General features: G+C 44.5%; 11 protein-coding genes and 3 tRNA genes. 6 read left to right on the forward strand and 8 right to left on the reverse strand.

Annotated elements, in window-relative coordinates:
* Positions 1–137: 137 nt before the first annotated feature.
* The 3 genes from rlmM to Xvie_RS08710 all read right to left on the reverse strand — a co-directional run bounded on the left by rlmM (position 138) and on the right by Xvie_RS08710 (position 2,608).
* Entirely contained in the window at positions 138–1,235 is a 1,098-nt protein-coding gene (gene rlmM, locus Xvie_RS08700; protein ID WP_086108936.1) for a 23S rRNA (cytidine(2498)-2'-O)-methyltransferase RlmM, read from the reverse strand.
* Complete coding sequence (locus Xvie_RS08705; RefSeq protein ID WP_086108937.1) at positions 1,228–1,623, reverse strand: DUF423 domain-containing protein; 396 nt, start codon at positions 1,621–1,623, stop codon at positions 1,228–1,230. The genes rlmM and Xvie_RS08705 overlap by 8 nt, the downstream gene beginning before the upstream one ends.
* A 61-nt stretch (positions 1,624–1,684) precedes the next feature.
* Positions 1,685–2,608 carry a transcriptional regulator GcvA gene (locus Xvie_RS08710; protein ID WP_086108938.1) on the reverse strand — a complete coding sequence of 308 codons (924 nt, stop codon included), beginning with the start codon at positions 2,606–2,608 and terminating at the stop codon, positions 1,685–1,687.
* A gap of 408 nt (positions 2,609–3,016) precedes the next feature.
* Between Xvie_RS08710 and csdA the strand changes: the two genes are divergently transcribed.
* Both csdA and csdE read left to right on the forward strand, forming a co-directional pair.
* A complete protein-coding gene (gene csdA / locus Xvie_RS08715; protein WP_086108978.1) occupies positions 3,017–4,222 on the forward strand; it encodes a cysteine desulfurase CsdA in 1,206 nt (401 codons plus the stop codon).
* Between the two features lie 196 nt (positions 4,223–4,418).
* Positions 4,419–4,877 carry a cysteine desulfurase sulfur acceptor subunit CsdE gene (gene csdE, locus Xvie_RS08720; RefSeq protein WP_086108939.1) on the forward strand — a complete coding sequence of 153 codons (459 nt, stop codon included), beginning with the start codon at positions 4,419–4,421 and terminating at the stop codon, positions 4,875–4,877.
* 23 nt (positions 4,878–4,900) lie between these two features.
* On the opposite strand, the gene tcdA is transcribed toward csdE, so the two are convergent.
* The gene (tcdA, locus tag Xvie_RS08725; RefSeq protein ID WP_086108940.1) at positions 4,901–5,713 is read right to left on the reverse strand and encodes a tRNA cyclic N6-threonylcarbamoyladenosine(37) synthase TcdA; all 813 of its coding nucleotides are present in this window, start codon (positions 5,711–5,713) and stop codon (positions 4,901–4,903) included.
* 103 nt (positions 5,714–5,816) lie between these two features.
* On the reverse strand, positions 5,817–6,914 hold the full coding sequence (gene mltA, locus Xvie_RS08730; RefSeq protein ID WP_086108941.1) for a murein transglycosylase A: 1,098 nt from the start codon (positions 6,912–6,914) through the stop codon (positions 5,817–5,819).
* Positions 6,915–7,141: 227 nt separating this feature from the next.
* Here mltA and Xvie_RS08735 point away from each other — a divergent pair.
* The 3 genes from Xvie_RS08735 to Xvie_RS08745 all read left to right on the forward strand — a co-directional run bounded on the left by Xvie_RS08735 (position 7,142) and on the right by Xvie_RS08745 (position 7,637).
* Positions 7,142–7,218: transfer RNA gene (locus Xvie_RS08735), tRNA-Met, on the forward strand.
* A gap of 197 nt (positions 7,219–7,415) precedes the next feature.
* A tRNA-Met gene (locus Xvie_RS08740) sits at positions 7,416–7,492 on the forward strand.
* Positions 7,493–7,560: 68 nt separating this feature from the next.
* Positions 7,561–7,637, forward strand: a tRNA-Met gene (locus Xvie_RS08745).
* 199 nt (positions 7,638–7,836) lie between these two features.
* Here the strand turns inward: Xvie_RS08745 and amiC are convergent.
* Complete coding sequence (gene amiC, locus Xvie_RS08750; RefSeq protein WP_086108942.1) at positions 7,837–9,084, reverse strand: N-acetylmuramoyl-L-alanine amidase AmiC; 1,248 nt, start codon at positions 9,082–9,084, stop codon at positions 7,837–7,839.
* Between the two features lie 241 nt (positions 9,085–9,325).
* Between amiC and argA the strand changes: the two genes are divergently transcribed.
* Entirely contained in the window at positions 9,326–10,651 is a 1,326-nt protein-coding gene (argA, locus tag Xvie_RS08755; RefSeq protein ID WP_086108943.1) for an amino-acid N-acetyltransferase, read from the forward strand.
* Between the two features lie 44 nt (positions 10,652–10,695).
* Here argA and recD read toward each other — a convergent pair whose 3' ends face one another.
* Together recD and recB are read right to left on the reverse strand one after the other, a co-directional pair.
* A complete protein-coding gene (gene recD / locus Xvie_RS08760; protein ID WP_208612546.1) occupies positions 10,696–12,573 on the reverse strand; it encodes an exodeoxyribonuclease V subunit alpha in 1,878 nt (625 codons plus the stop codon).
* A 5-nt stretch (positions 12,574–12,578) separates the two neighbouring features.
* Positions 12,579–16,262, reverse strand: a complete 3,684-nt coding sequence (gene recB / locus Xvie_RS08765; RefSeq protein ID WP_086108979.1) for an exodeoxyribonuclease V subunit beta — start codon at positions 16,260–16,262, stop codon at positions 12,579–12,581.
* Between the last annotated feature and the right edge of the window lie 41 nt (positions 16,263–16,303).

A 16,303-nucleotide genomic window follows, 5' to 3' on the forward strand; every position in this document is an offset into this window, starting at 1 on the left:
CTCAGAAATATAGCCAACTATGTGGTCAAGATTATGTAGCAGGATAAGAATGACTGGAGTGGCTGGGGTTCGATGGTACTGCTGAAGGTTATTAGATGCTGCCAACAAGGGCAGCACATTAAAAAATAACGGAAATATCAATAATCCCGCTCAGTTGCATACACAGACCAGATACGACGAACATGTACAGTGATTTCTTCACGATCATGATACAAGTGCTTCGCCTGAATCTGCGCATTCACGCCGTTTTCTTTCAATTGCAGCTCTATTTTCTGCAATATATGAGCCACTTCCTCATAGCGCTTTTTCATCGGCAATTTAAGATTAAAGATCGCCTCACGACACCAACTTTTTACCAGCCAATCCGTCATAAGTTGTGCAACTTTGGCGGGCTTCTCAACCATGTCACAAATCAGCCAGTAAATATTTTTCACTGGCGGCTCAAATTTAAAACCATCCACACGATAATGCTTCACCTGTCCCGTATCCATCAGGCTCTCAGCCATCGTGCCATTATCTACCGCATGAACGATCATACTGCGTTTCACGAGCTGGTAAGTCCATCCTCCCGGACAAGCACCGAGATCCACTGCGTGAAGGCCGCTATCCAAACGTTCTTCCCATTCGTCATAAGGAATAAATACATGGAAAGCTTCTTCCAGTTTCAGTGTTGAGCGGCTTGGTGCATCTGAAGGAAATTTCAGGCGCGGGATCCCCATATAGAAACGGGAATTATTGTTGCTGTAGGAATACCCGACATAACAACAACCTGGAGCAATGAAAAAGACATGAATCACAGGACGATTGTAATTTTCCTTTGCCAGCAAAAGTTTTTCCTGACGCATCGCATTACGCAGCGGAACCGTAAACTTACGGCAGAATTTCATCAATTCTTTGCTTTCATTGGTATCCGGCACTTCTACACGCAACTCACCCGCCTTCTCAATAACGCCGATCAACATGCCAATAATCGGTGTAACGCGATCTTCTTGCGGTAAATCTTTCAACAGCTCGCCAACAACCAACATTTGACGGGCAAAAATCAACTCACTGAACGGGATTTCCCGGATCAGACGATCCGCATCATCCGGCTGATAACACTCAAACAGTACATAGCCACTGTTCTCTTTCACTCGGGCGAAACCGTAAATTTCTTTTTTACCCGCTTTGTCGGTAATTTCTGCCGCACACTCTTTTTCAAAACCCGGGCGGCAATATAAAGCAACTTTATTCATGGCTAGGCGCCGATTTCCTTAGACGCAGAGCGCCAATTAATACACATAACCAACCAATGAGAAAACTGAACCCACCGATTGGTGTCAAATAGACCAAAAATTTTAACGGTAAAAAGGCCAGACAATAAAGGCTGCCGCTAAACAGCACAATTCCCGCCGCAAAAAAAATCCCACCCCAACCAAATGATGCTACAGGCTGGCGTATCAACAAAGCAGCCAGAACCATCATGGCGAGTGTATGCAGCCCTTGATATTGCAGACCGGTATGAATCCATTCCATCTGACGTGGTGTCAGGACAGGCGCTAACATATGTGCCCCCATTGCTCCCAGTGCCACGTAGAAAAAACCACTGATCCCAACAAAAATAAGCATGATTTGATTGCTCATCACACAGCCCCCGTTTTTATTTGACAGCCATTGGGTATAGCTGATTATTAATTGTGTCAGGTTAAGTATGTTGGGTAATAAATCCTAACCTTTCTTGCTCAGTCGCAGCTTGAGTCAGTATCCATTTACGGAAAGCCGCGATCTTGCCCAATTCTGCCTGATTATCGTGACAAACCAAATAAAATGCATTCTTACTCACCAAAACATCATTGAACGGACAAACAAGACGCCCTGCATCAATTTCATTCTGTGCCATGACATTATTGGCCAGAGCAACTCCTTGGCCATGTACTGCCGCCTGAATCACCATCGCACTATGGCTGAAGATTGGCCCCTGCTGAACATTGATCTGCTGCTGCATATCAAGCTGGCGGATATAGGCTTGCCAATCCCGTCGGGATGAATCGTGCAACAAAGTGTGCCTGGCGAGATCTGACGGCGTTTTCAATGGACGATCTCCCGTCAGCAATGTAGGAGAACAAACAGGCAACAGGTATTCCGGATAAAGGCGATCGGTTCTCATGCCCGGCCAGTTCCCCCTGCCATAAAAAATTGCGACATCGACATCATCAGCCAGTTTATCTTCTTCCCTATCCACCGCCTGAATTCTGACATCGATCCCCGGAAAACTCTGATTAAAACCAGAAAGCCGGGGCACTAACCACTGAATAGCAAAGCTGGGGGATAAACTGACCGTTAATGCCCCTTTAGCGCTGCGGGCCTGAAGTTTACGGGTCGCATCATTAATGGCAGTAAAAATCTCCTTGATATCGAGGTAGTAACTCTGTCCATCTTCCGTCAACAACAGCGAACGATTACGACGACGAAAAAGCTTTAATCCCAGAAAATCTTCCAGACTTTTCATTTGATGACTAACTGCGGCCTGTGTCACAAATAATTCTTCTGCCGCTTTAGTAAAACTTAAATGACGGGCTGCGGCATCAAAAACGCGTAACGCATTGAGTGGAGGTAAACGTTTAGACATGTTCGTTTCTTATGTAATAGTGACGATACCGGTAACTCTTTTCATTCAGGTATTAGTTTTTGTAATCCGAAGCATTATAATTTGTCCATTGATGATATACCAGTAAATCCCTATAGTGTGCGCACTTCCTAAGCCGGAACGAAAAGTCTCTTTGTAGCAATACATTGACGCTTTTGGCTTTGTGGTTGTGATGTTGTGTTTGCAAGTTGTCTGGGAAACCAGACTTTGTAGCGTAAGCTACTGTTTTTTTTCACTTCCTGTACATTTACCCTGTCTGTCCATAGTGATTTTTTTTAATGCACCGCAATTGCGGTGCTTTTTTTCTCGACTTTCTCCTGTAGAATTCCTTTTCTCTTGGTTAAAGAAAAACTTATTCTTTATCACACAACGATTAAATTAGCACCGTTTATGAAAGCCTTTAACTCAGAAATATTCCGCCAGTACTTTCCAGCCCTGCAACAATCAACCACATTTCTGGACAGTGCCGCCACAGCATTAAAACCGTCTTGTATGATTGAAGCAACTGAGCACTATTACCAAAACCACAGTGCAACAGTACATCGCAGCCAACATGCCACTGCGCAAGCCATAACTGCTCGCTATGAGCAAGCCCGTTCACTGGCTGCGGAATTGATCAATGCACCCTTGCCTGAAAATATTATCTGGACGAAAGGCACAACCGAAGCCATCAATCTGGTCGCACAAAGTTACTTCCGCTCCCGCCTGAACGTGGGTGATGAAATCATAATCAGCGAACAGGAACACCACTCTAACCTGCTGCCGTGGCTGATTCTGGCAGAGCAGACGGGCGCAAAAATTGTCAAATGGCCAATTGGAAATCAACGCCAACCAGAAATCGCTACCCTTGCCGAACTCCTGAATGAAAACAGCCGATTGGTTGCTATCAGCCAAATGTCGAATGTTACCGGTGCTGCAATAGATTTGGTACAAGTCACCAGACTCGCCCACCAATATCATTGCCGAGTTCTGGTCGATGGCGCTCAAGGCATCGTTCACTCGCCTATCAATGTTCATCAACTGGATATCGATTTTTATGCCTTCTCGGCCCATAAACTGTATGGCCCAAATGGATTGGGTGTGTTGTATGGAAAAACTGAATTACTGAATGCGATGTCGCCGTGGCAAGGCGGCGGCAAAATGCTGACTCAAGTCTCATTTGACGGTTTTACACCAGAAGCCGTACCTTATCGTTTTGAAGCGGGAACACCCAATGTTGCGGGTGTGATCGGCTTTGCCGCAACCTTGGAGTGGTTGGAAACCATTGATGCCCAACTCGCCGAATCTCATGCAATTGCTCTGACGGATTATGCTGAACAACAGCTCAGCACGCTGGCGGGTTTTATCAGTTACCGTGTGGCAGGTTCCAGTTTGCTGGCTTTCAATATCGCCGGAATACACCACAGTGATTTGGCGACACTGATTGCAGAACAGAATATCTCCCTGCGTTCAGGACAACACTGTGCTCAGCCGTTACTGGATGCTCTTGGAATTAGCGGCTGCCTTCGCGCCTCGTTTATGCCTTATAACAACCAGCAAGATGCGGATAGTCTGCTCAACGCCGTAAAATTTGCGCTGTCGCTGTTGGATGATTGATATTGTTTTATCGTGGCTCGTTTATCGGCATTCATTCTCAGACACCTTTGAACTGACTATCCTTCATCAGATTGCTATTTTTCGCATCAAATAGCTTTAGTTTAAAAGCATAACTGCTATTATCCTGAAACTTCATTGATCCTGAAGCCTCATTCAGAGCAAACTAGCGACAAATCCACTGCAAGACAAATAACCGATGACACAACTTTCAGACACTATCCTTGCTCCGCATCCTTTCGGAACGGAAATCACAGAGCAACAACTTATTGAAAATTTTCAGCAATGCAAATTGTGGGAAGATCGTTATCGGCAACTAATCGGTCTGGCCAGAAAGCTGCCAGCTTTGGCGGATGAGCTAAAACAACAGAATATAGAAAGATCCGGCTGCGAAAATCGTGTCTGGCTGGGGCATCAACGACGTTCAGACAGCCGTCTGCATTTTTATGGCGATAGTGAAGGCCGTATTGTCAAAGGGTTATTGGCAATTCTGCTGACCGCCGTGGAAGGCAAAACACCTGAGCAGGTTGCACAAACACCTTTAGCTGAACTATTCCAGCAACTCGGCCTTGAACAACAACTAAGTGGCTCAAGGCTAAATGGCGTAAAATCCCTTATAAACACGATTCAGGAAATAGCTAATACCTACATTCATTAGCTTTGTTTAAAGATGAGACCTGTTTAAAGCGTATTTTCACGCCCAGCTTTTGCCACCATCTTTTTCAATGCGTGGGATACAGCCACAAAACCAAAAGTCGCCGTAACCATTGTTGCGGCACCAAAACCAGAAGCACAATCCATTCGCTTTGAGCCATCCGCGGTACTCTTCGCTGCGCAAACTGTACCGTCAGCTTGCGGGTAAACCAGTTGTTCCGTTGAAAAAACGCAGTCAATGCCCAACTTACCTTTGCCGTTTTTCATCACACGATGATCCGACTTCAAGCGCTCTTTCAATTTGGCCGCCAATGGATCTTGTACCGTTTTTGCTAAATCCACCACCTGAATCTGGGTTGGATCGAGTTGCCCACCCGCTCCGCCGGTCGTTACAACCGGAATTTTATAGCGACGGCAATAGGCCAATAACGCGGCTTTTGGCCGTATACTGTCTATCGCATCAATAACATAACTGAATCCTGCCGACATCAATTCAGCCACATTATCAGGCGTGACAAAATCATCAATACAAGTAACTTTACATTCAGGGTTGATCGCTCGTATCCGCTCAGCGATAACTTCTGTTTTTGGCAAGCCCACGTTTTGTACCAAAGTGTGCAACTGACGGTTGGTGTTGGTGACACAAACATCATCCATATCAATTAGTGTGATAGCGCCGATACCTGTACGCGCCAGAGCTTCTGCCGCCCATGAACCAACACCACCAATACCCACCACACAAACATGTGAACGGGCAAATAATGAAAGCGCTTTCTGACCATATAGTCGAGCTGTACCAGCGAAACGCTGAAGATAAACATCAGAGAGAGAAACTTGCATTGCTAAATAAACCCTGCATAAAACCTACCTCCATTGGAGATAGGTTATTGATTGATTATTTGAAATTGATTACTTGAAATTGATCGTATGAATTGGAGGAATCTTACTGGTTTGCCGCCAAAACACCAGATGATGCTTTCTTCAATACCCAAACACGGCCATAGTGATTATAAAAACCGGCCATTTCACCTGATTTACTCCCAATACCGTGATAAATATCGAAATGGTTTCCTTTTATGGCACCGCCAACATCCAACGCCACCATCAGACGCATCTGATACTGACCAGTAAATCCACCCATCTCATCCAGCACAGGTACTTCCGCCAGCAATGATGTTCCGGGAGGGATCAATAACTTGTCAGATGCTACCGATGCTTTTGCAACAAGGGGCACAGCACTGGCTCCCTTCACATGAGTATGGGGTTCAGGTTTAAAGAAAATAAATGAAGGATTATGTTCCAGCAATTCTCTCACTTCGGGTTCGCTGTGCTGCTCTGCCCACTGACGGATAGCTTTCATGGACATTTTCTCTTTCGGCACGTCTCCACGACTAATCAGAATACTGCCGATACTAAGATAGGCATGACCATTTTTCCCCCCATAGCCAAAAAAGGTCAATGGGCGCCCATCGCCAAAATTGACATAGCCACTTCCCTGTACTCCCATCATGAAATTATCCATCAAGGAATTACTGTACCCGATAATAAATTTCTTATTCAGTGCTCCGCGATATATCGCAGCACGGCTTGGCAAACGGGAATGCGAGTGAGTTGGCATACGGTAAAGCGGATATTTAAACTCACCTTGTTTGGTATGTCGCGCGTGTAACACAGGAGTGTAATAACCCGTGAATTTTACGTTTCCGTATTTATCTTCACCTTCCATCTGATAAGCCAGTAATCCAAACTTATTTAAATCACGGGTATCACCACCCGACAGCATCCAATTCTGGATCGCCTCAAATATTTCGCGGTTATTGTTATAAAGACGAGAAGAAGCTCCACTGATATATTTAACTTGAGTGACAAAATCCTTGGCATTAACCGGAGAACCTTCGGCATTAGGTGTATTAACCAATTGGAAATCGTGGGTAATTTTCCCATCTTTATACTGCTGCGCCTGATCAGTCGGTCGAAAATGGCATCCCGACAATAGTAAAATGACAAATCCAAATAAAAGAGGTTTGCCCCAAATTCTCATATTAATGCCCTATATCTAACCATCACTTAATCCGACCACGAACAATATCAAACACCAATAAATAATTAAATGTAGCTAGAAAAAATAAATTATTATTAATATGTAAATAATCGAGCAAAAACAAAACAAAAAGATTGTTTTTCAAACAAAAAATAAATAAATCTAGTAATTTTTAATAAAAAAACTTGCAACTACTTCGTTCAAGAGTATAGTGTGCGCTCATCGGACGCGGGGTGGAGCAGCTTGGTAGCTCGTCGGGCTCATAACCCGAAGGTCGTCGGTTCAAATCCGGCCCCCGCAACCAATTCTGTTAGATGTTATCGTTAATAGGATGTAGCATCGAAGCAGTTTAGTAGTAGAAACATCGTTGGTAGTAAAAACCTTGGTAGTAAAAACTTTGGTAGTAAAAAATATTGTTAGTAAGAACAATATAACAGTAAAGAATGTCATCATTCAGTATTTGCATTTTTGATTGATAGTCAAAAATTGTAGATAGACGGACGCGGGGTGGAGCAGCCTGGTAGCTCGTCGGGCTCATAACCCGAAGGTCGTCGGTTCAAATCCGGCCCCCGCAACCAATTCTAAACGATGTCATTATTTAATATTTGCATTTACGATCGATAATCAAGATCTGCAAATAGACGGACGCGGGGTGGAGCAGCCTGGTAGCTCGTCGGGCTCATAACCCGAAGGTCGTCGGTTCAAATCCGGCCCCCGCAACCAATTTCAATCGTTCATTTCATCTATTCACTTTTCATTCCAGTTATTATTTTCTAAGTTCTATCCGAATTTTTATTAAAATTATCCAAACAATCATTTAAACTTTGTAAAAAAACAATAAGTAAATGACTATACTTACATCATAAGTAACAAACGATTACTGATTATTATTATGGCGAAAAATTAATCCAAGGCGGATATTTTACCGCCGTGCTAATTCTGCCCCATTTTTGAAATACGCTTTAATGCCAGCAAAAATAGATTCTGCCACTTTCTGCTGGAATTTCGCAGTCTTAAGTTTGCGTTCCTCTTCCAGATTACTGATAAATGCCGTTTCTACTAAAATTGATGGAATATCTGGTGCTTTCAAAACTGCAAACCCCGCCTGATCGACGCTATTCTTATGCAGCTTATTGATCTTACTCATCCGTTTAAGCACTTCATCACCAAACTTCAAGCTATCATTAATCGTTGCAGTTTGAACCAAATCCAACATGGTATGATCCAAATATTTATCACCACTTTTGCTGACTCCACCAATCAAGTCAGCCTCGTTCTGGGTCTGAGCGAGGAAGAGAGCTGTATTGCTGGTGGCGCCCTTAGTTGAAAGTGCGAACACGGATGAACCCCGAGCAGAGCGATTTGTAAAGGCATCCGCATGAATAGAAACAAAGAGATCTGCCTGCATCTTACGAGCTTTCGCCACTCTCACTTTCAGGGGAATAAACACATCTTCATTACGGGTCATGTAAACTTTCATGCCCGGTTCACGCTTGATGAGTGTCTGTAAACGACGGGCAATTTGTAACACGACATCTTTTTCGCGGGTTTTATATTTCCCAATCGCTCCGGAGTCTTCACCACCATGACCGGGATCGAGCATAATCACAACCGGCCTGTCTTTGCCTGCTTTTCCGGGTTTACGGTTCTCAACAGGTAAACGCTGTTCCAGGTTCCCACTGTTGTATTCTTCCAGCAAAGCCTGCAAAGGATCATCATCCACACTAGCAGACTTTTTGGGATACAGGTCGAGCACCAAACGGTGCTTAAACTTTGCAATTGGCGGTAATATAAAAATATGCGGGGCTATAGGCTGTTTGACTTCAAATACCAAACGCACCGTTTTAGGATTAAATTGCCCTGCTCTCACTAATTTTAAGTAAGGATCACGCTGCTGAATCTGTGCCCCCATACTGCTCAAAACACTATTAATCTGGATACCCTGTAAATCAATAACAATACGATTAGGATTTGAAAGTGAAAACTGGTGATACTTAAGTGGAATATTAGACTCCAACGTCACTCTGGTATAGCTTGATGCAGGCCAAATACGAACAGCAATTACTTTTGAAGTAGCTGCGTAACCAATTGGGCTGATACTTAATAGCCATACAGCGGCTGCGCCTTTCAGCAGGCGACGACGTGAAGTATTATGGTCTGAATGACTCATCGTTTATTCCATTTAAAAATAACCAAACTCAGTAATCTTTACTAAAGATAATAGTTAAGCGGGAACTCTAATTAATTAGCGAACTTCTGTCATCAAAAAAAATGTATTTTTTAATCTATTAATGTGTTTATGCCAATATAAATAGTAGCATTATTTATATCCATATTTTCTCTTGCCATTCCCTCCAAGAAAGAATAAAAATACAAAAAAACCGAATAAAAATTCAATTGGAGAAAGTAGCATGAGAGAGTGCAGCACCGAATTGATTGAGGTATTCCGTCACTGGGTTCCGTATATCAATACACATCGCGGCAAAACCTTTGTCATTATGTTAGGGGGTGAAGCCATCGCCCATGAGAATTTCTCCAATATCGTCAATGACATTGGATTACTACATAATCTGGGCATTCGGTTAATCGTCGTTTATGGTGCTCGTCCACAAATTGAACAGAATATTGCCGAACACAATTGCAAATCGGTTTACCACAAACACATCAGAGTAACAGATATTAAGACACTGGATTTGGCCAAACAAGCAGCAGGTCTATTACAATTGGATATTACAGCGCGTCTTTCCATGAGCTTAAGTAACACACCATTACAAGGCGCCAATATTAATGTTGTCAGCGGAAACTTTATTATCGCCCAACCCTTAGGAGTAGATGATGGCGTCGATTATTGCCACAGTGGCAGGATCCGCCGTATTGATGAAGAAGCGATCAACCAGCAATTGGATAATAATACTATCGTGCTGATTGGGCCGGTCGCAGTCTCCGTCACAGGAGAAAGTTTCAACTTAACTTCCGAAGAAATTGCGACACAATTAGCGATTAAATTAAAAGCAGAAAAATTAATTGGATTCTGTTCATCTCAGGGAGTGCTTGACGCTGAAGGCAATACCTTGTCAGAAATGTTTCCCAATGAAGCAGAAGCTCACCTGTACAAATTGGAAAACTCCGGTGATTACTCTTCAGGAACCTCACGTTTCTTAAGAGGAGCAATCAAAGCCTGCCGTCGTGGTGTTCGCCGCAGTCATTTAATCAATTATCAAGAAAATGGTTCGTTGATTCAGGAATTATTCTCCCGCGAAGGTATCGGCACCCAAATAGTCATGGAACGTTCCGAACAGATACGCCGCGCCAATATCAATGATATTGGTGGCATTCTTGAGCTTATTCGTCCATTGGAGCAACAAGGAATTTTGGTACGCCGTTCACGTGAACAACTGGAAATGGAAATTGATAATTTTACGCTGATAGAACTCGATAATGTCACTATCGCCTGCGCTGCTTTGTATTCATATCCTGATGAAAAAATAGGGGAAATGGCCTGCGTTGCTGTGCATCCTAACTACCGAAGCTCTTCCCGGGGTGAAATACTGCTGAATTCAATTTCCAACCAGGCTAAACAAATAGGGTTGGAAAAACTTTTCGTACTCACGACTCGCAGTATTCACTGGTTTCAGGAGAAAGGTTTTGAGCCCGCAGGAATAGAGATATTGCCCGTGGAAAAACAAGCGCTGTATAACTACCAGCGCCGTTCCAAAATCTTGATGTTAAATTTATAGGACTATTAATCTTAACCATATCAGCCTAGTCATATCAGGCTTTTTTATTGCGGGTTGAACCATTCTGCCAACCCGCTTCGCCGCCGTATTGCTGTAACCACTGCCTTGTCCAACACTGGCTTATGGGCATAAATAGTCAATTTTTCCCTGGCCCGGGTCAATGCGGTATACACCAGCTCCCGACTGACCAGCGGTGAGTATTGAGTTGGTAATACCAAGGCAGTATGCTCAAATTCAGATCCCTGAGATTTATGCACAGTCATCACATAAGCTGTTTCATGTTGAGGCAATCGGCTCGGCTGAAACCCTTTAATCTGCCCATCAGACAACTGGAAATAGGCTTTCAGCTCATTATCCTGATTTCTGAGCATAATCCCGATATCTCCGTTAAACAGCCCAAGAGTACTGTCATTACGCAATATCATGATAGGACGTCCAACATAACTCCGGTTCTCTGAGTTTTTGGGCAGGGTGATAACACCTTTCCTGTGTAATAATTGTTCCACTCGCTGATTCAGTCCGGTGACACCAAAGGGCCCCTCCCTTAACGCGCACAATAGCCGAAAACGGTTAAATTCGGTCAGGATAGATTTTTCCGATACCTGTTCATTTGCCATCGCCAAATATTGATAGTAGCCCGTAGCCGTCTCAGCCAACAGACGCTGATAATCTTCATCCGCTGAAAGGGGATAAAAATAAATATCAGGAAAAGTCTGACTCAGCACCATAGCGACACCCGCACGATCTCCCCGATTCACTGCCGATGCTAATTGTCCAATGCCGGAAGCCGAATTGAAGCGATAACTTTTGCGCAACAGGCATAGGCAATCCCGCACAGTAGAAGCGTTTTCACCAGAAGATGGAGAGGAATACGGTGTCAGCTGGCATCCGGTTAGTCTTTCCAACTGTTCGGCACGTTTGGCACTATAGCCCTGTTCAGCAAAGCGGCAAATATCCCCCAATACCGCACCTGCTTCAACCGATGCAAGCTGGTCTTTATCCCCCAAGAAAATAACTTTCGCCCGTGATGGTAAAGCATCAATCAAGCGAGCCATCATCGGTAAATCCACCATTGAGGCTTCATCAACAATCAAAATATCAAGGGACAACGGATTATCACGGTCATAACGCAGTTTCTGGCTATCAGGCTGTGCTCCCAGTAAACGGTGGATAGTTTGCGCCTGCTCTGGAATGCTGCGCCACTGTTCTGACGTCAAGTTAAGCTTTTTAACCGCTTCCCTGAGCGATTCAGTCAATCTTGCTGCCGCCTTGCCTGTTGGTGCTGCCAATTGAATGCTTAATTTTTTTCCTTCATGTAATTTGATCAAAGTAGCCAACAATTTAGCCACTGTCGTGGTTTTTCCGGTTCCCGGCCCTCCAGAGATCACAGAAATTCGGCTCGTTACAGCCACTGCCGCCGCAACTTTCTGCCAATCAATTTCCTCTTCAGCAGTGACACCAAAAAGATCATCCAAAATACGACGTAGCTGAATTTCATCAGGGATATCAGTCAATTCCACAGCAGCAAAAAAATCTGCCACACGCCGTTCGCTGTGCCACATACGTTGTAAATACAGACTGCAATCAGCCCCCCCTTGATGAGCAAGGATCATCGGTGTAGGAAACGCCCCCGTACTCACCGCCGGACAGGCTTGTAACTCAGCCAGAATCTGCTGTGGAGCTGGTTCCCCGGCCAAAGACCAAAGAGATGCAGCTAATTCAGGTTGCCTGCCTTCAAAAAAATATTTTGGCGAAATTCGCTCCAACGGCAAACAGACGTGCCCTGCCCCTGACTCAGCACTTAACAGAGCCGTAATTAACAGTAACAGAGGATTTTCATCCTCAACCATCGCGTAAGCAAACTGTACATCCAAAGGGCGCAGCAACTTCTGGCTCACTGCGTGCTGCAACAATGACATCATGGAATTCATACGCTTCGTTCCTCACCAGCATCACTAAAAAGCGTATCCAGTTCGTCAATAAATTCAAAGGGAGGCAAATAGTGGTAAATGCCATGCCCGGGGTTATCCTTATCAATGCCACGCAGAAACAGGTACATCACGCCGCCAAAATGCTGACGATAATCATAATTGGCTAACCGGTGGCGTAAATAACGGTGCAGGGCCAGGGTATAAAGCTGATACTGCAAATCATAACGGTGTTCTATCATGGCTCTTGCCATCGCTTCTTGCGTATATGACTGGCTGTTTTCACCCAACCAATTTGACTTGTAATCCACTACATAAAACTTATCCTGCCAGCAAAAAACCAAATCAATAAAGCCTTTTAACATGCCTTTGACCTGATGAAAGGACAGCGGCGCACATTGCGCAGACAACGGATCATAACGACGAGTCAGTGCATCCATTTCCTTTGAATGCAATAGCTTATCCACTGGCAGGTAAAACTGCATTTCACTTTGCTGGAGATGGCGCGGCACACTGACAAGCTGCATACCTTGCTCATTCAGCACTGCGCCCACAATATCCTCTATCCATTGTTCTAATACAGGTGCCCAATTTTCGTCAAACCCTGAAGCAGTCAGCTTTTCCATCAACCACGCCTGAGCAGGAAGGTTGCCGAAATCCAGATCCTCTAAGATACTGTGCAGGAATGTGCCCGCAGACGTACCACGTGGGAAAGTATGCGGAGTCATCTGTAACGACTGCTCTCCCTGCTTTTCACCACATGCATCAATATCCATCTTCGGAGAAATGGATTGCACAATCACATCTATGGATTCACCAAATGCACCAGCATAAGTATGGGAAGCCGCGTGAGAAGCGGAATATTGCAAACCCGAATAGCTCGTCACCCGCCAATCATCCCGAACGGAACGTTGAAACTTTCTGGCTTCCAGCGACAGAATATTTTCATTTTGCGAGTACCATTGTGAATCAGCGGTATCTTTCACATGTTTGATTTCTATGCTGTCATCACAAAGCTCATTCAGGCTATTTACCAATAGTGCTGCATCTCCTTTCTGCCCTTTTTGCAACAAGTATCCAAGAGCTGACAAATGCAAATCCGTATCACCGGCTTTCCCTCTATTTCCTTTGATAAGCGGAGCCACACCAACACTACAGTGATAAATCGCCCGCGTTAATGCAACGTAGAGTAAGCGTAAATCTTCAGCCAAGCGCTCTTCATCGGCCAGCTCCAGAGCTTCTTTCAACATTTCATCATCATGGGAAATACTGAGATAGGCTTCAAAGCTCTGGCGATCATGGTAGACAGCCTGCTTCTGCTTCCTGTAACCACAAATGAAAGGCAAGCAAACCAACGGATATTCCAATCCCTTAGACTTGTGAATGGTACAGATCTTCACCAGATGTCGATCACTCTCCAACCTCAGTTGCTGGCTTTCTGCCTGTGGATTCGGGCGGGAAATTTGTTGTGCCAGCCAACGGGCAACAGCATGTTCGCTATCTAGTTGCTGAGATGCCTCCTGCAATAACTCACCAATGTGCATAATATCTGTAAGCCGACGTTCACCTTCATCCCCTGCCAACAGATTTTCCGCTATCCGATATTTCACCATTACCGCCCGCAGCATGGGCAATACACCACGAGAGCGCCATAAACGGGCATAATCATCAAATTCATCAACCAAACGATCCCAAGCCGTTTCGTCGTGATTTAATTGATCAATTTGTCGTGCACTCAAACCAAATAAACTGCTGGCTAATGCACTTCTCAATTCTCGCGCTTTTTCCGGAGCCAATACCGCCTGTAATAACCAAAGCAAATCTTTCGCTTCTGGTGTATCAAACACACTTTCTCGGTTAGAAAGGAAAACTGATGGTATCTTCAGCGCATTTAATTCTTTGCGGATTAATGAAGCTTCCCGGCGATCACGTACCAATACCGTAATATCTGCCGCCATAACCGGACGTTTTTTTGTGATCTGCTCTTTTTCTATCTGCTCTTTTTCTATATGACATAAAAGAGCCTTGCCTTCTTGCCCTGCCTGCAACCAATCCCTTATTTGGGCAGCACACTGTCGGGCCATGCTTTGTTCATATTCCCCTTTGGAAACGCCATCACCATCCTGTAACCAAAATCGTAAAGCAGCTTGATCCTCATTATAAAAAGAAAATCGCAACCCTTGATTTTTCTCCGCAGCATTAACGTTAATGAATGGAATTTGTTCAAACAAGAATGGACGTTCTGGGCGAGAAAACAGTTTATTGACGGCGTGCACCATTGATACGGAAGAACGCCAGTTAGTTTCCAGCGTGTAGTGGGCCTTAACGTTAGAACGAGCGCGAATATAGGTAAAAATATCAGCACCGCGAAACGCATAAATCGCTTGTTTGGGATCGCCAATGAACAACAAGCCATTTTCCGGCTGTTCACTTTCTGATTCAGGGTAATATATGGCTTGGAAAATGCGATATTGCTGTGGGTCAGTATCCTGAAACTCATCGATCATTGCGACGGGGTAGCGCTGCCGAATGGTTGCAGCAAGCTGCTCTCCTCCTGCACGTCGCAAAGCACTGTCCAAACGGGTCAACAAATCATCAAAGCCCATGTAGCCACGTGTCAGTTTCTCCTGATTAACCGATTGACGAACTTCCACAATCGCTTTGGGAATGATGATATCTTTCAATGTCAGCGGCTGTTGGTATAAACCATCGATGGCTTCAAACAGCGCATGCTGCGGAACCTCTCCTTTTTTGGTCTTTTCCAATAAACGGGACTGGCAAAATTTATCCAAGTCTTTAGATAGCAGATAGTCTTTGGTTGGTGATCCAGCCCACTCAGAAACACTATTCAGCCAATTGGGTAAATGCTTTTTGTTGTAGCTACGTTTATCAACACCTGAATTGGCGATAAGCCCCTCTAACTCAGAAGCAGCATCATTCCACTGACGCTTTATCGACTCAATCTGTTCAATAATTTTCTGATGACGGCTAAACAACGTTTCATTGCCATCAGGTGCATTGATGATATACGGCATATCTCCGTGTAAATAATCAGAAATATCTTTTAATAGTGCTTCCGGCCCACTCCATATCCGGCTGACTTCCGCAGCAATCGGTAATGGCAGGGGATAACAATGACGCCGCCAAAAATCGGCACAGCCTTGTTTACGTAGCTGGCTTTCATCCTGAATCAACGTTTGCTCAAACAATACACCTGACTCAAACGCATTATGCACCAACATTCGCTGGCAAAAACCGTGGATGGTATAAATCGCAGCCTCATCCATCTGACGCTCAGCGGCCAATAACCAACTGGCTGCACTTTCCTTATCAGGAATTTCATTCAGCAATTGCTGATAAATCGGATCGTTAACGACGGTTTCTTCCCGTATACAGGCCAAGCGGAGTTGGTGGATGTTTTCACGGATACGTCCACGCAACTCATCCGTTGCAGCCTCCGTAAAGGTAACAACCAGAATTTCCTCAACATTCAGCGGACGGGAAAAGGCGGCAGAGCCACCCAATCCCAGTAGCAAACGGAGATACAGCAAGCCTATCGTATAAGTCTTTCCCGTTCCTGCTGAAGCTTCGATCAGCCGCTGACCATACAGCGGCAATGTTAACGGGTTCAGTTTATAAGACTCTCCTGCTTTATAAGACTGAACTACTTGATGACCTAGCATCTGACGGCCTAACATTTCATGATCCGGTATTTCATAGTCCG

This window comes from Xenorhabdus vietnamensis (genome assembly GCF_002127535.1).
In the GTDB taxonomy this organism is placed as follows: domain Bacteria; phylum Pseudomonadota; class Gammaproteobacteria; order Enterobacterales; family Enterobacteriaceae; genus Xenorhabdus; species Xenorhabdus vietnamensis.

Bases quoted from the DNA above. Each gene is read 5' to 3' on its own strand.
- rlmM (WP_086108936.1), bottom strand. From the start codon at position 1,235: ATGAATAAAGTTGCTTTATATTGCCGCCCGGGTTTTGAAAAAGAGTGT.
- Xvie_RS08705 (WP_086108937.1), bottom strand. From the start codon at position 1,623: ATGAGCAATCAAATCATGCTTATTTTTGTTGGGATCAGTGGTTTTTTC.
- Xvie_RS08710 (WP_086108938.1), bottom strand. From the start codon at position 2,608: ATGTCTAAACGTTTACCTCCACTCAATGCGTTACGCGTTTTTGATGCC.
- csdA (WP_086108978.1), top strand. From the start codon at position 3,017: ATGAAAGCCTTTAACTCAGAAATATTCCGCCAGTACTTTCCAGCCCTG.
- csdE (WP_086108939.1), top strand. From the start codon at position 4,419: ATGACACAACTTTCAGACACTATCCTTGCTCCGCATCCTTTCGGAACG.
- tcdA (WP_086108940.1), bottom strand. From the start codon at position 5,713: ATGCAAGTTTCTCTCTCTGATGTTTATCTTCAGCGTTTCGCTGGTACA.
- mltA (WP_086108941.1), bottom strand. From the start codon at position 6,914: ATGAGAATTTGGGGCAAACCTCTTTTATTTGGATTTGTCATTTTACTA.
- amiC (WP_086108942.1), bottom strand. From the start codon at position 9,084: ATGAGTCATTCAGACCATAATACTTCACGTCGTCGCCTGCTGAAAGGC.
- argA (WP_086108943.1), top strand. From the start codon at position 9,326: ATGAGAGAGTGCAGCACCGAATTGATTGAGGTATTCCGTCACTGGGTT.
- recD (WP_208612546.1), bottom strand. From the start codon at position 12,573: ATGATGTCATTGTTGCAGCACGCAGTGAGCCAGAAGTTGCTGCGCCCT.
- recB (WP_086108979.1), bottom strand. From the start codon at position 16,262: ATGCTAGGTCATCAAGTAGTTCAGTCTTATAAAGCAGGAGAGTCTTAT.